Source organism: Bacillus sp. MHSD_36 (assembly GCF_030757775.1).
Taxonomy (GTDB): Bacteria; Bacillota; Bacilli; order Bacillales; family Bacillaceae_G; genus Bacillus_A.
The window spans coordinates 1,084,364-1,098,658 of the sequence record NZ_JAVBIS010000001.1 but is presented as its reverse complement, the minus strand read 5'-3'; the positions used below and the strand labels follow the sequence as shown (position 1 = coordinate 1,098,658).

Genomic DNA, 14,295 nt, shown 5'->3' with positions numbered 1-14,295 from the left:
TGAAAGGAATGAGGAATTGTGAAGAAATTAGATGTGCTATTTATGCTATTGAGCGGCCTCTTTCCAGTTGCAGGAATTATGAAGCAAATCCCACTAGAACAATCTTTATATATTGGAGGCCTTTTATTTTTCACTAGTTTCGGTAGTTATTTTGCGAAAAAAATATATTCACGCATATGTAGTTGGATAGCATATGCGCCATTTATTACACTACTGTTAGTCATTTGGCATCAAGATATTTCAACAAGTTCAATCATAGCGAATGCAAAAATTGCTGCTTGTATCGCTTTAATTCCATGTTTATTCCGTTTTCGTACATATGGACTTACTTTCGGTTTATTCTCATTATGGGCCGCTTTACTTTGGGATATTAAAGAAGTGCAGTCGTTAGTCATACTTGAACGTATGTCGAGTTTAATGACAAGTAATTTCAAATATCTTATGCTTTTAGTTGGTGGACTTATATTAGGTGGATTAATTGCTATGTTATTACATCGTAAAGAAGAGGATAATAAAGAAAATACAACTTTATTTCAACAAAAAAAGAAACATAAAAAACGATCATTTAAGATTCCACTCCCAAGATTACCGAAATTTAAGTTAAAATTATTCAAGTTTGGTAGAAAAGTATCAAAACAAAAAACGCCTGAAAAAATACGTGAGCATAATTATGAAGAAGCAACTCCAGCTGCAACATATGAAATGGCAGAGCAAATGCATCAATATAAAGAGGAAACTGCTCAAGGACAAACGAGGATGGAACGTCGTAGAAATAGGTATAATGCATAATGAAGTTAAAAGCCCCTTAATGATTAATCAATTTTAAGAAAAATCATTAAGGGGTTTTTTATGTTATTAAAAATAGATTGCTAAGGTGAAATTTATAGCATACTCTAAAATTGAGGACTAAAATAAAATAATGGGAGGACAAAATGTTTATTATTACATATATTTCTGTCTGTATATTATTTTTAGTTAGCTTTTTACATGTTTATTGGGCTTTTGGAGGTAAGTGGGCGACAAATAGTGTCATTCCAACAAAAGCTGGAGAAAAGGCGTTTACACCAGGTACAGGGATGACATTGTTCATCGCGCTATTACTAAGTATGGCAGCGATAATTTTATTACAACAAACGAATATTGTTCATTTCGCATTTCCTAACATTATTGTTCAAATGGGATCATGGGTTTGTATGATTGTGTTTTTCATAAGAGTAATTGGTGAGTTTCATTATTTTGGTATTTTTAAACGCGAAAAAGATACGAATTTTGCTAGGATGGATACTGTTTTATTTATACCACTTTGTGCATTTCTATCTTTATCATTTTTACTCGCAATTATAACGTGAACAAAAAATAGTAGCAGCTTTTTTATATTAAATATAAACGTAAATTGGCAAGTGTAAAAGTGAAAAATCTAGTAGTAAATAAAAGGATGTAAGCGCCTTTTTATCGAATTATAGATTATTATGAAAGGCGGGTGCACGATGAAGTATGTAAAAGTCAGTATGAATGGCGGAAGTGAACACAAATTTTCGATGACTTTAGAAAGGTTTGAAGAACTTATTACAACAGAGAATGGACTATTAGAAAATAAATTAGTTAGTATTGAAAATGTAATGATTAATCCTACTAATATATCTTCTGTAGTTGAAAAAATTGGTGTACCAGCTAAGTTTATGGAAGCTTAAAAATCGGTACATAAAAAACATCCACGGGGGATGTTTTTTATGTATAAATATGTTCATTGTACAATTAATTTATAGTGATACTTGGGACAGGCACAAAAAATAAGTACAAGCATATATTAGATAGTGGGACAAGACCTTCGTGTCCTACTTAATACTCAGAAAAAACCTCTATCACATGAGAGCATCCGATTGCAGGGTGCTCTTTTTTATTCAGCTCTTTAACTTTCAATTTTAAACATATCTTTGATGCTCATAAATATTAAAAATAAAATAATAGCAAAAATTAAGTTAGATAAATAGAAATCTTGATGAAATAGTAATTCAAAGATGACATCAAAAGCATATAAAAAGGCGATAGTAGGTAATATACAAATAAATATAAATCTCCAATTTTTTAGATACTGTTTATAATTAGGAAATACTTTCTCCATAAACATAGCTCCTGTACTTTTTATTTTCTATATAATTATACATTTAAATAATGGGATTTTCAAAAGGTTATTTAGCATTTAAGAATTGTAGGGAAAGCTTTTGTTGAAACCGTATATAGCTGTAGCAATCTTTCTAATACATGGTTTGACTAAAAAAACTTTTAAAGAGTAACACTTAAATGATACACTATAATCTACGTTATTTTTGAAATGAATAGAGGGATTTATGTGATAAATAAAATTAAAAATGCTGTAGAGGATATGTACGAAGATGAAGCAAAACATTTACTTCAAAGTATTCTAATTCAGTTGAATTTATTAGAAGAAAACTATAGTGAAGATACTATTAAAAATTTGATGGATATTCCTAAGCAACTAACAAGTCATACATCTTATAAAAGAAATGTAAAAGAAAGCTCACATGTGCATATTGCTTTTGATGATTCAACTGCTGGAAGTTTAAAGCATATGCTGAATAAAGAAGAACGATTGGAAGAGATGGTTGTTGCTTTTTCTGAATTCTTTTCAATTGGGCCGATAAACAAGTTACATATAAATGAAGGGCAACTAGCAAGACAGGAATGGTTAGTAAACAACTTAACTACTTATGAAAATTATTTTGAAGAAGAGTATTTACCAAGGTTTTTAGAAACTATAGAAGAACTACACACCATACCTACTGAAATGCCTATTACAATTTGGAAAGCCGATAACGCACATGAACATGTAGGTCTATGTTTTGTAATGGTGCAATTAAAAGATAAGAAAAATATTCGCGTTATGAATACATCTGATGCAAGTAAAGAAATATTAAAACTAGAGTATGCGATTCGTGGAACTGGAGAGTTAGCACCTGAAAGTTTAGCTCTAATTCAAAAAAGTTTTGTGAAATTGCCGTATTTAACTGTAGAGAATCGTATGCAGTTTGAACATGAGTGGGATAGTCTATCGAAAAGTACGGAATTTTTAAGAGTTTGGACAGACAATGAAGTGCGTTCTGTACAAGAAGATTATTTTGATCAATTTATTATTGAATGCGCGAAAAGTATAGGTGCTGATCAAGAATTCCTAAAAGCCCCTAGAGTAATTGGTGAAGCGCTAGGTCATGTAGAGCAGTTAGTTGGCGATACGTTTTTAGAATATCGCTTAAAGGAATTAATTAAACAAGAAGTGTTTGAATTTGAAGGTTCGTTAGATGAAATGCGTTTTTATAGTGTGAAATTAAGAAAATAATACATCTATTCCGTTTATGAAGAAGTAAATACGAGCATTATTTTTGTTGAATTTAGGCTATACATAAGCTTCCTATAGAACGCTTATCACATATGAATATTAAAGGTACTGAATGAAAAGTAGGTGATTTGTTAATATGTATAACCAGCAGAATTATTCATATGATCAGGGGATGTATTATAATCCACAAAACTACGGGTATGAGCCTGTAAATGAAGTGAGAGATATGGAACAAGAAGATTATAGACCAGATGATGCGGAAGATGCTCCAACGTCACCACCACCATCTCAAGCTCCATCGTTACCATCCACATTTGCTGCTCCAGCACAACCAGGCAATATGAAATCATGGATGTGTAACTGTCTAGGAAGATGGGGCTTTTTACGTTTACATCGTCCAGGACCTTTCGGAAGAGACTTATGGTTCTTTCCGACTGAAGTGAGAAGAAACGGAGTATCAGGTTACACTTGGCAAGGTGGTCGTCGTCGTAAAGTAAGCTACCGCTATCAACAAATTAGTAATTTTATGTGCTTCGCATAAAGAAAAGTGAGTGAGTAGAAAGATTTTACTCACTCACTTTTTTATTTTTCAATATATGAAGTAAGATTTTTATTAAAAATTTATAATTTTCGCGTTTTTAATAGAGTATAATGCATATGTTGGTTGGTTTTCAAAAAAAAATGAGAGTGAGGGAATACAATGTCAATAAAAAATAAAGTTGGGCTAAGAATAGAGGATGGCATTAATTTAGCTTCAGCTCAGTTTAAAGAAGATGCATATGAAATTTATAAAGAATCTCGAAAAATGCAACCTATATTATTTGTAAATGAAGTTGAAATTGGTAAAGAATGGCTCATTACAAGATATGAAGATGCATTGCCTCTTTTAAAAGATAATCGGTTGAAAAAAGATGCGACAAATGTATTTCCTCAAGATACAACAAACATGTATCTTTCCGTTGACAATAGTGATCATTTAACGACGCACATGTTAAATTCAGATCCACCTAATCACAGTCGTTTACGATCTTTAGTTCAAAAAGCTTTTACACCAAAAATGATTACACAATTAGACGGAAGAATACAGAAAATAGCGGATGATTTAATAAGTGAGATAGAACGAAAAGGTACATTAAATCTTGTAGATGATTATTCATTCCCATTACCGATTATTGTAATAAGTGAGATGCTTGGAATTCCAAAAGAGGATCAAGAAAAATTTAGAATTTGGTCTCATGCTGTCATTGCATCGCCAGAAACACCTGAAGAAATAAAAGAAACTGAAGAACAATTATCTGAGTTTATTACATATCTTCAATATATAGTTGAGCTAAAAAGAAAAGATCCAAAAGAAGATTTGGTTAGTGCTCTTATCCTTGCGGAAAATGAAGGGCATAAACTTAGTGTTCCAGAGCTATATTCAATGATAATGCTATTAATTGTAGCAGGACATGAGACAACAGTGAATTTAATTACAAATACGGTATTAGCACTTCTTGAAAATCCAAATCAATTACAGTTATTAAAAGATAATCCAAAATTAATTGATTCTGCTATTGAAGAAGGGTTGCGTTATTATTCTCCAGTTGAGGTTACAACTGCAAGATGGGCAGCTGAACCTTTTCAAATTCACGATCGAACAATTGAAAAAGGGGATATGGTTGTCATTGCATTAGCTTCGGCAAACCGCGATGAAACAGTATTTGAGAACCCAGAAGTATTTGATATTACTCGGAAGAATAATCGTCATATTGCTTTTGGGCATGGTAGTCATTTCTGCCTTGGGGCCCCGCTTGCTAGGTTGGAAGCAAAGATTGCTATTACTACCTTGTTTAATCGAATGCCTGATTTGCAAATTAAAGGAAATCGTGAAGAAATTAAATGGCAAGGTAATTATTTAATGCGTTCTTTAGAGGAATTACCATTAACATTCTAGAATGTTTATGGTAAGACATGCATACATCGCAAATGCTTTACATAGAGTATGTATGTGTTATTTAAATTCGAAATGGAAGGGTGAAAACATCCCAATGATCAACTAATTCTATTTGTAAGAGATCTTCGTTAAAAAACGAAATATTCTTCTGAATAGGATTAGTCTGTACATTTATAGAAAAGGGATGTATTTCGCTCTGCGAATATATAGTCTTTTTATATGATTTGTGCTGCCTCCTGTTCAGAACATGAAATAGGGGGCTTTTTTATGTCGACAAATGTAGAAACGAAACAAAATACTGGGGTATCACAAGTATTGAAAAATCGGTTTGTGCAAGGGATTCTAGCATCAGCGTTATTTTTACAAGTAGGGATATGGGTTCGAAACTTTGCTGTATTACTATACGTTATGGAAATGACAAAAGGTGATGCTTTTGCTATTTCGATGATTTCAGTTGCGGAGTTTGCTCCAATTTTCATCTTTTCTTTTATTGGCGGAACATTTGCTGATAGATGGAAACCGAAGAAGACAATGATATGGTGTGAAACGCTAAGCTCTTTATCAGTATTTGCTGTATTAATTACCCTTATGTTTGGTACGTGGAGAATTGTGTTTTTTGTCACGCTTATTTCTGCAATCCTTTCGCAGTTTTCTCAGCCATCTGGCATGAAATTGTTTAAACAGCATTTATCGGCGGAGCAGATCCAATTAGCGATGTCTATATATCAAACAATATTTGCGATTTTTATGGTATTGGGGCCGATTCTTGGAACATTTATTTTTCATAGTTTTGGAATTTATATTTCCATTATCATAACAGGAATCGCTTTTTTACTGGCAGCAGCTGTGTTGTTATTTCTTCCGAAAGATCTTGAGAATGATAATGAGAAGAAAGAAATCACGCTACTACAGGAAATGCTTGACGGTATTAAATATGTGAAAAAGAAAAAAGCATTAACTTTGCTAGGGCTTTGTTTTATGGCAGCAGGACTAGGGATTGGTTTAATTCAGCCGTTAGGCATTTTTATCGTAACTGAGCAGTTAAGATTATCAAAAGAGAGTTTACAATGGTTACTAACAGTAAATGGTGCAGGAATGATTGTTGGCGGCGCTTTAGCGATGGTATTTGCAAAAAACGTTGCTCCGCAAAAAATGTTAATAATCGGTATGCTTGGTCAGGCAATTGGTATTGGTATTATAGGTTATTCCACAAATTTATGGGTAACACTCACAGCACAACTTTTTAGTGGTTTAGCTCTTCCATGTATCCAAATAGGTATTAATACGCTCATTATTCAAAATAGTGATACTGATTTTATCGGTCGTGTAAATGGTATTTTAAGTCCACTATTCACCGGTTCAATGGTAGTAACAATGAGTATTGCTGGTTCGTTAAAAGAAATGTTCACATTAAGTACGATGTATGAGGGCACAGCTCTATTATTTATTATTGGATTACTGTTTATTTTACCGATATATAATTTAAAGCCAGTAATAGCAATAGAAAATGAAATAAGTGATAAAGGAAGTGCTGTACAACATGAATCCTAATCCAAATGTTAAGTACCCTATTGAAGGAAATGAAAATGTCCATTTTATAAAAAATACAATAACAAAAGCTAATATACTCGTTGGAGACTATTCATATTATGATGCGAGAGATGGAGAAACATTTGAGGATCGTGTATTACATCATTATGAATTTCTTGGAGATCGCCTTATCATTGGAAAGTTTTGTTGTGTTGCAAATGGAGTTACCTTTATTATGAACGGAGCGAATCATCGGATGGATGGATTTTCGGCATACCCATTTAATATATTTGGAAATGGGTGGGAGAAATATACACCTAATTTGTCTGATTTACCTTACAAAGGTGATACAGTTATAGGAAATGACGTTTGGATTGGTATGGATACAACGATTATGCCCGGTATAAAAATAGGGGATGGTGCAATCATTGCAGCTAAATCTGTTGTGACTAGAGACGTCGCACCTTATACAATTGTTGGTGGAAACCCTGCAAATAAAATAAAGGAACGATTTACAAATACAATAATAGAAGAATTATTGCAAATTCAATGGTGGCATTTTGATATTGAAAAAATAACCGAAAATATAGATGCTATTGTACGAGGAGATATTGAACCTTTAAGAAAGCTAAAAAGGGGATAAAAAATGCATAACAAAGAGTATCATACCTCCGAATTTTGTTAATGATAATAGAACAAGGAGGTGTGATACTATGGCACAAGACGTTTTATGTGAAGTTAACAACTGTAAATTTTGGGAAAACGGCAATAAATGTAGTGCAGATGCAATTTATGTAGTAAGTCATAAAGGGAAACAAGCATCTACTACGGAAGAAACAGATTGCAAAACTTTTGATCCAGAATTATAAATTTTTGAAGGGTAGCCAAATCGTGGTTGCCCTTTTATTAATTATAGTATTGATAATAAATCTCATTTTCATTCATTGTTTTTAACTTTTCTTTTTATTTTTTCATATTTTCTTCATAAGTGATGTAATCCAGAGCAATTCATGTTCAATACGTGATTTACTAAATTCAATGACTTCTGTAATAAAAGATGAGCTAACTTGTAAAGATTGAATAGCAGTAAGCTGTTTATATAGTACGTCTTGGCGTATTGTTAAAATTTCTTTTCTAGCTTCGTAATCAAGTTTTTCAAATAGCGCGATACGCACAAGGAATTCAGCGTTATTTGTCGCAATCTTTTCGGGAAACTCTCTTAACATTTCATAAAAAATTTCTTCTCCTGTTTCAGTTATGTCGTACATATTTCGATTCGGCTTTCCGACTTGTTTATGTATTTGTTTAATTATAGCCCCCATATTTTCAAAGCGCCGAAGAGCGGGATACAGTGTATTATGGGGTTCAGCCGAGATACGTGTAAAAACGGGTCATAAGCTGTAATATATTTCTATTATTGGTTTTTTAGTTAAAAATATCTACCTCATGATTAACAAAAAGCTGATTACCTATGCGCTATAAATGAACTGCCCCCAATTGTTAAACAAAACCTAGCAATTGGGGGCAGTTCATAGTTATCATTTGACTCTTCTAGTGACTTTCTCAAGTAAAGCACCCTTTGGTTGAATAAGATTTATTCATTCCCATCAATCGCTTAATTGTTCTTATTTGTCCACGATGATTAATTTCGTCTTCCATAACGTGAAACCACAAGTAGTAATTATTATAAGGCACACCATTATCCCACTTGTTTTCCTCGAATAACCAGCTATCTTGTTTTGATTTCAGATATGTTAGTGTATTTTCTCTAACTTGTGATAATTCATGCTAAGCCGAAGTTTACCAATAAAATAAAAAAACAAAGTATGGAAATTAATGTAAAATAGTGATATGATTTAATTGAATATAAAGAAAAAGGAAACCTGTTTTTATCAGTGTTACCTTATCCAAGACTAAATTTTACCCATACATCATTTTTTTGATGTAGCTCTTGAAGATAAAAACTATTTAATTTTCAAGAAACAGTTATTAACTTAAAACTTATTATACGAGGAGGGTGTATCATGAAAAAAATATGCTTTGTATTAATTGTCGACGCTGGTATAAATTATGGTTCAATATTTTCCCTACCATTTTTAAGGAATCAGGATGATTTGAAGGGGTATTTTTCTAAGTATTACGATGTTTCAATTAATTATATTAGGGATAAAAACTCAGTTGACTATTTGGTAGTTCCCAAACCGTGTCCACCTTTTGATAATGAAAATAATCTTCCAATAATTGAAGTACCAGCAATCTTATTTATGGAAAAGGATTTTGAAAAAATAAAGGCTTATATAGACAATTATTTTTCTAATAACTCATAAAGAAAATAAAAGTACAGTAAAAAGAAGTCCGATAAAAAACGAGTGGCGTAGAAGATTTCTATTAATCATTCGTTTTTTATTATATTTACATATATTTTTTAAAAGAGGATTATAGACGTTCTGAAAAAAATTAATTATAACAAGAACAGTGTTCGTGCTACTATCTACGGTTATTTTTTGTACTAAGGACCCCTTTAACTAACAAGACAACAAAAAATAATTAACATATTCAGGGGATAATGTTGCAAAAAATATAAGGGCTTTCTCTTTGAGTTTTAGCTCTGAATAATAAGATAGTTAAATCACTAAATGGAGGAGAAAGTAATGACTAATTTATTGCGTAAACTAGCAAATGAAGAAATGGAAACCTCGTATACAGGCTATCGCAAATGAACTTGTACAACATATCGAGAAATGTAGTGAAGTAAATATCGTTGATGAGTTTGCTGCACCTTTGCCGGCTACTGTCATTTCCGATTTATTAGGAATTCCAACAACTGACCGTAAAAAATTAAAGCTTGGTCTGATATTTTATTTATGCCGTATAGTAAAGAAAAGTTTAATGATCTGGATACAGAAAAGGGAATGGCACTAAATGAATTTAAAGCATATCTTCTACCGATCGTTCAAGAAAAGAGATACCGTTTAACAGATGATATTATTTCGGATTTAATACGAGCTGAATATGAAGGTGAAAGATTGACCGATGAAGAAATCGTTACTTTTTCTTTAGGTTTATTAGCGGATTCACCTGGAACATATAAAAAATTAAGAGAAGAACCTAAATTAATTTCAAAAGCAATTGAGGAAGTATTACGCTATCGCTTTCCCGTTACATTAGCTAGGAGAATTACAGAGGACACAAATATATTTGGACATTTTATGAAAAAGGATCAAATAATTATTGCATGGGTAAGTGCAGCAAATTTAGATGAGAAAAAGTTTTCACAAGCCTCTAAATTTGATATACACCGAATAGGAAATGAAAAGCATTTGACATTTGGTAAGGGTGCTCACTTTTGCTTAGGGGCACTACTTGCACGTTTAGAAGCTGAGATTGCATTAAGAACTTTTATAAATGCCTTTGAAAAAATAGAGTTATCTCCCTCGTTTAATTTAGAAAAATGTCTATTGGAAAATGAACAGACGTTAAATTCCTTACCTCTTCTTTTGAAAACTAGGTAAATCGCTCAGCAAGGTACAAATTTACTGTACCTTGTTTTTTGTTTCTCAATTGTAAGTTTTCAGTTGATTATTTAGTATGAAGATGTGTGAACAAGAATGGAGGAGGACGCTTATGTTAACGTGTAATGGAAGTAAAACGTTTCAAACGTTTATTAAAGCTGTAACGGATTTAATGGATAGTAATTTATTAGAAAATCAAATTGTTTGTGCGATTGAAAAATTACTAGAAGACCTTTTAGAAAAGAAAACATGGCTTCCGTTAGAAAAACAGAAGGCGAATTCGGTTCAATACGCACGACACTTGTTATATGAAGATCCTTTTAATCGTTTTGAAGTATTAGCTCTTGTATGGAAAGATGGACAATCTACACCTTTACATGATCATGATGGTACATGGGGAGTAGAAGGCGTTTTTACAGGAAGGATAATGGTGCAGAACTTTATACAAACTAAGCAGCTTGAAAATTCCCTTGTTTATTTAACACATACAGGAAATCTTTATTTGGGAGAAGGAGAAACAGATAAAGTCATTCCACCAGCTGATTGTCATATTCTTGAAATAGCCGAAAATGAAAGCGTTGTCACTATTCATATTTACGGAAAACGTTTAGAAAAGTTTAAAATATATGTCCCAACTGAAGAAAAGAATGTGTACATGTGTGAGACAAAATATATTAGTTATAGTTCATAGATTAAAATCAAAAGCTTTTCTTTAAAAGAAAAGCTTTTGATTTTATTTTTAATTATTTCTTGACCTGAAACGCTTTTCATAAATTATAAATAAGGAGTACTTCACGAAATCAGTATGAAAACGATACCTTTCGTTTAATATAAATTCGTGTATATATAGAAAGTGGTGAAGAAATAATGAAATTAATCGCAATTGATTTAGATGGAACTCTTCTTTCGGGCAATAAAATGATTAGTAAAGAGAATGCAGAAGCGATTCGAAAATGTCAGGAAGCAGGGCATGTGGTAGCAATTTGTACAGGACGTTCTATCGTCGACATTGAACGATTATTGTTAGAAGTTAATTTAGAGTGTCCAATTATTGCAGAGAACGGTGCCCTTATATATAAAGATAAAAAAATGATGAAACGATATCCAATTCAAAATATGCAAGCACTTGAGATTGTGAACTATCTTGAAGAGAATGGTTTATATTATCAGCTTTATACTGACAAAGGTGTGTATGTACCGGATTATGGAGTAGAGAGCGTACGTAATGAAATAGAATATGTGAAGAATTCAAAAGAAAATTTCGACTTGAGAGAATTAGAAACGATTGCAGCATTATACCTTGAACATACAGCATTTCTTAGTGCAGAAAGTTGTAAACCAATTGTAGAAACAGATATACATGTGCATAAGCTTTTACCATTTTCTTATGACATAGAAAAATTAAAAAAGTTAAAAGAAACATTTCTGCATAATACGGATTTAGCAATTACATCTTCATATTGGCATAATTTAGAGATTAACCATCGAGATGCCCAAAAAGGAAATGGTTTATATACTTTAGCAGAACATCTAAATATTCCAGTTGAAAATACTGTAGCGATAGGTGATGGGCTAAACGATGTATCTATGATGGAAAAAGCAAACATATCAATTGCAATGGGGAACGCAGTCGAAGAAATAAAAGCAATGTGTAAATATGAAACTTTATCAAATGAAGAACATGGCGTTGCACATGCTTTATATAAATATGTAATGTAATATAAAAAGAAAAAAAGAATCTAAATAGATTCTTTTTTTCTTTTTATTAGGGGTAAGGTATTCTATGAGATTCATAGAAGCCTTATTACTTTTTATTATATAGAATATATTGGAATAAATGTTTATATTTTTCATAATAATTGTGAATATTTTATGAACTTTATATGTTGTGTATTTTTATACTGCTCCAAACGATGTGTATAACGGTAGTTTAATAATTAAATGTATACATGAGCTCACGCGTTAGGATGCTTATTAAATTAGATGATGAACAAAACACATACTGATTAAAGGTTCGTTTTACACGTTTATTCTTTTCTTTTTTAATTGAAAAATAAAATTTGTTCGAATAATTATTCTACAGCTATATACCTAAAGGCACATTCTTCGTATAATGGAGAAGTATAAAATTTGAATTTGTATTAATTTTACATATTGAGGTGAAAAAAGAATGAATGCGCGGCTAATGGAACTTATTGATGTGAGTACAATAGAAACCATGGCAGAACAATTTTATCAATTAACCAACATATCACATCAACTTCTTGATGCTGAAAAAGAATGTATATTTTCTTTCGGAATAAATGAGACGAAAATATGTAAACTTCCCAAAATTGAAATCCCCATTTTTTTATACAATCAACATTTAGGATCATTTGTAGTATGGTCAAACAAAAGTGAAATTTTTAATTGTCAAAAATATTTCGAAATGCTTTCAAATCTAATTATAGATGGGACAACAAAAGTATTTCAACGTAAAAATACAACATTGCTCTCTCAAAAAGAAGAGGAATTACACACGATTTTACAAAATATGCCCGTTATGGTTGATGCGCTTGATTATAATGGAGATTTTGTTCTGTGGAATCGTGAGTGTGAAATTGTAACAGGTTATACCGCTGAGGAAATAATCGGGAATCCACATGCACTTCAATTATTGTATCCTGATCATGATTATCGTCACCAAATACAAACGAAATTTTTAACTTGTGGAAAAAATTTCAGAGATTGGGAAATGCACTTAACATGTAAAAACGGTGAAATCAAAACAATTATGTGGTCCAATATTTCAGAACAGTTTCCTGTAACAGGATATAGCTACTGGGCTGTTGGTGTAGATATTACTCATTTAAAGGCGATAGAAGAGCAATTAAAACAACAAACGTCTGAATTGGAATTAATTTTTAAGGCTTTACCGGATTTATGTTTCTTAACAGAAGATGATGGCACAATTATAGATTATAAAGCAGGATCACCTACAAAATTTTACGTACCGGCAGAAGCTTTTATGGGAAAAAAGTTTTTCGAAGTATTACCATCGCCAGTGGCGCAGCAGTTTCAGGAAGCTATTTGTCAAGTGCAAGAAAAAGGAACGAATGTAATTGTCGAATACCCACTTACAATCAATGGTAGTATCGATTTCTTTGAAGCTAGATGCTTACCATTATTACATGATAAAATTATGATTATTGTACGTGATATTACAGAGCGAAAAAAGACAGAAGAATTGCTAAATAAATCAGATACACTTGCAGCAATCGGTCAATTAGCAGCTGGTGTTGCTCATGAAGTGAGGAACCCATTAACAGTTATTAAAGGATTTATACAGTTATTCCAAATTAATAAAGAAGATCAAGAAAAATATTTTGATTTAATGCTTTCTGAAATTGAAAGGATAGAAGCGATTCTGCAAGAGTTTTTATCAATTGCTAAAACCGATGAAATAAATACAGAACAAAAAAATATTTATCAAATTTATAAAAATGTCGTTTCGTTAATGAATACAAAAGCAATTATGACGAATATTCAAGTAGAATTATATGCAGACACCAAAGATATAAGTATTGAATGCTCAGAAAATCAATTGAAACAAGTGTTTATTAATATTTTGCAAAATTCAATCGAATCTATGCCAAATGGTGGAAAAATTACAATTCATATAAAAGAGATTAACGATGAAGGTGTTATTATCCATGTAATTGATGAAGGAATTGGGATACCTGAAGAAAGAATTAAGAGATTAGGTGAGCCGTTTTATAGTACGAAAGAAAAAGGTACTGGTATTGGATTAATGTTAAGTTATAAAATCATTGAAAGTCATCAAGGGAAAATAAGTATTATGAGTGAGGTTGGTGTCGGGACAACAGTAACGATATATTTGCCGAAAGCTCAAATCAAAAAATCTCTATCAAATTATGATGATAGATTGGAATCAATGCGTCCCATTATTAATTCTTAAATTA

Annotated in this window: 15 protein-coding genes and 2 pseudogenes; 14 read left to right on the top strand and 3 right to left on the bottom strand. The window is 31.8% G+C overall.

Annotation, left to right across the window (positions count from 1 at the left end):
* The first annotated feature begins 18 nt into the window (after nt 1–18).
* The 3 genes from Q9B79_RS05790 to Q9B79_RS05780 all read left to right on the top strand — a co-directional run bounded on the left by Q9B79_RS05790 (nt 19) and on the right by Q9B79_RS05780 (nt 1,691).
* Nucleotides 19–789: a DUF3959 family protein gene (locus Q9B79_RS05790; protein WP_306182983.1), complete on the top strand. Its 771-nt coding sequence runs from the start codon at nt 19–21 to the stop codon at nt 787–789.
* 143 nt (nt 790–932) lie between these two features.
* A complete protein-coding gene (locus tag Q9B79_RS05785) occupies nt 933–1,349 on the top strand; it encodes a DUF3995 domain-containing protein (protein ID WP_071725525.1) in 417 nt (138 codons plus the stop codon).
* Between the two features lie 138 nt (nt 1,350–1,487).
* Nucleotides 1,488–1,691, top strand: coding sequence for a hypothetical protein (locus Q9B79_RS05780; RefSeq protein WP_000878375.1), 204 nt, complete (start codon nt 1,488–1,490; stop codon nt 1,689–1,691).
* A 218-nt stretch (nt 1,692–1,909) separates the two neighbouring features.
* Here Q9B79_RS05780 and Q9B79_RS05775 read toward each other — a convergent pair whose 3' ends face one another.
* Entirely contained in the window at nt 1,910–2,122 is a 213-nt protein-coding gene (locus Q9B79_RS05775; protein ID WP_306182982.1) for a hypothetical protein, read from the bottom strand.
* A 228-nt stretch (nt 2,123–2,350) separates the two neighbouring features.
* Between Q9B79_RS05775 and Q9B79_RS05770 the strand changes: the two genes are divergently transcribed.
* The 6 genes from Q9B79_RS05770 to Q9B79_RS05745 all read left to right on the top strand — a co-directional run bounded on the left by Q9B79_RS05770 (nt 2,351) and on the right by Q9B79_RS05745 (nt 7,690).
* Entirely contained in the window at nt 2,351–3,355 is a 1,005-nt protein-coding gene (locus Q9B79_RS05770) for a DUF1835 domain-containing protein (RefSeq protein WP_306182981.1), read from the top strand.
* A gap of 136 nt (nt 3,356–3,491) precedes the next feature.
* Nucleotides 3,492–3,896: a hypothetical protein gene (locus tag Q9B79_RS05765; RefSeq protein WP_306182980.1), complete on the top strand. Its 405-nt coding sequence runs from the start codon at nt 3,492–3,494 to the stop codon at nt 3,894–3,896.
* Nucleotides 3,897–4,055: 159 nt separating this feature from the next.
* A complete protein-coding gene (locus Q9B79_RS05760; protein ID WP_306182979.1) occupies nt 4,056–5,291 on the top strand; it encodes a cytochrome P450 family protein in 1,236 nt (411 codons plus the stop codon).
* A 267-nt stretch (nt 5,292–5,558) separates the two neighbouring features.
* On the top strand, nt 5,559–6,842 hold the full coding sequence (locus tag Q9B79_RS05755; RefSeq protein WP_306182978.1) for an MFS transporter: 1,284 nt from the start codon (nt 5,559–5,561) through the stop codon (nt 6,840–6,842).
* A complete protein-coding gene (locus Q9B79_RS05750) occupies nt 6,832–7,464 on the top strand; it encodes a Vat family streptogramin A O-acetyltransferase (protein WP_306182977.1) in 633 nt (210 codons plus the stop codon). Before Q9B79_RS05755 ends, Q9B79_RS05750 begins: the two co-directional genes overlap by 11 nt.
* A gap of 70 nt (nt 7,465–7,534) precedes the next feature.
* The gene (locus tag Q9B79_RS05745) at nt 7,535–7,690 is read left to right on the top strand and encodes a DUF1540 domain-containing protein (RefSeq protein WP_306182976.1); all 156 of its coding nucleotides are present in this window, start codon (nt 7,535–7,537) and stop codon (nt 7,688–7,690) included.
* 102 nt (nt 7,691–7,792) lie between these two features.
* On the opposite strand, the gene Q9B79_RS05740 is transcribed toward Q9B79_RS05745, so the two are convergent.
* Both Q9B79_RS05740 and Q9B79_RS05735 read right to left on the bottom strand, forming a co-directional pair.
* On the bottom strand, nt 7,793–8,197 hold the full coding sequence (locus tag Q9B79_RS05740) for a PadR family transcriptional regulator (protein WP_306183328.1): 405 nt from the start codon (nt 8,195–8,197) through the stop codon (nt 7,793–7,795).
* A gap of 187 nt (nt 8,198–8,384) precedes the next feature.
* A pseudogene (locus Q9B79_RS05735) lies at nt 8,385–8,609 on the bottom strand (hypothetical protein); the annotation flags it as partial.
* 236 nt (nt 8,610–8,845) lie between these two features.
* On the opposite strand from Q9B79_RS05735, the gene Q9B79_RS05730 reads away from it, so the two are divergent.
* From Q9B79_RS05730 to Q9B79_RS05710, 5 genes and pseudogenes are all read left to right on the top strand, one after another.
* Nucleotides 8,846–9,148 carry a hypothetical protein gene (locus tag Q9B79_RS05730; protein ID WP_306182975.1) on the top strand — a complete coding sequence of 101 codons (303 nt, stop codon included), beginning with the start codon at nt 8,846–8,848 and terminating at the stop codon, nt 9,146–9,148.
* 352 nt (nt 9,149–9,500) lie between these two features.
* Nucleotides 9,501–10,333 (top strand): annotated as a pseudogene (locus Q9B79_RS05725) (cytochrome P450); the annotation flags it as partial.
* A 112-nt stretch (nt 10,334–10,445) separates the two neighbouring features.
* A complete protein-coding gene (locus tag Q9B79_RS05720) occupies nt 10,446–11,024 on the top strand; it encodes a cysteine dioxygenase family protein (RefSeq protein WP_306182974.1) in 579 nt (192 codons plus the stop codon).
* A 176-nt stretch (nt 11,025–11,200) separates the two neighbouring features.
* On the top strand, nt 11,201–12,052 hold the full coding sequence (locus tag Q9B79_RS05715) for a Cof-type HAD-IIB family hydrolase (RefSeq protein WP_306182973.1): 852 nt from the start codon (nt 11,201–11,203) through the stop codon (nt 12,050–12,052).
* 451 nt (nt 12,053–12,503) lie between these two features.
* Nucleotides 12,504–14,291 carry a PAS domain-containing sensor histidine kinase gene (locus Q9B79_RS05710; protein WP_306182972.1) on the top strand — a complete coding sequence of 596 codons (1,788 nt, stop codon included), beginning with the start codon at nt 12,504–12,506 and terminating at the stop codon, nt 14,289–14,291.
* The last annotated feature ends 4 nt before the right edge of the window (nt 14,292–14,295 follow it).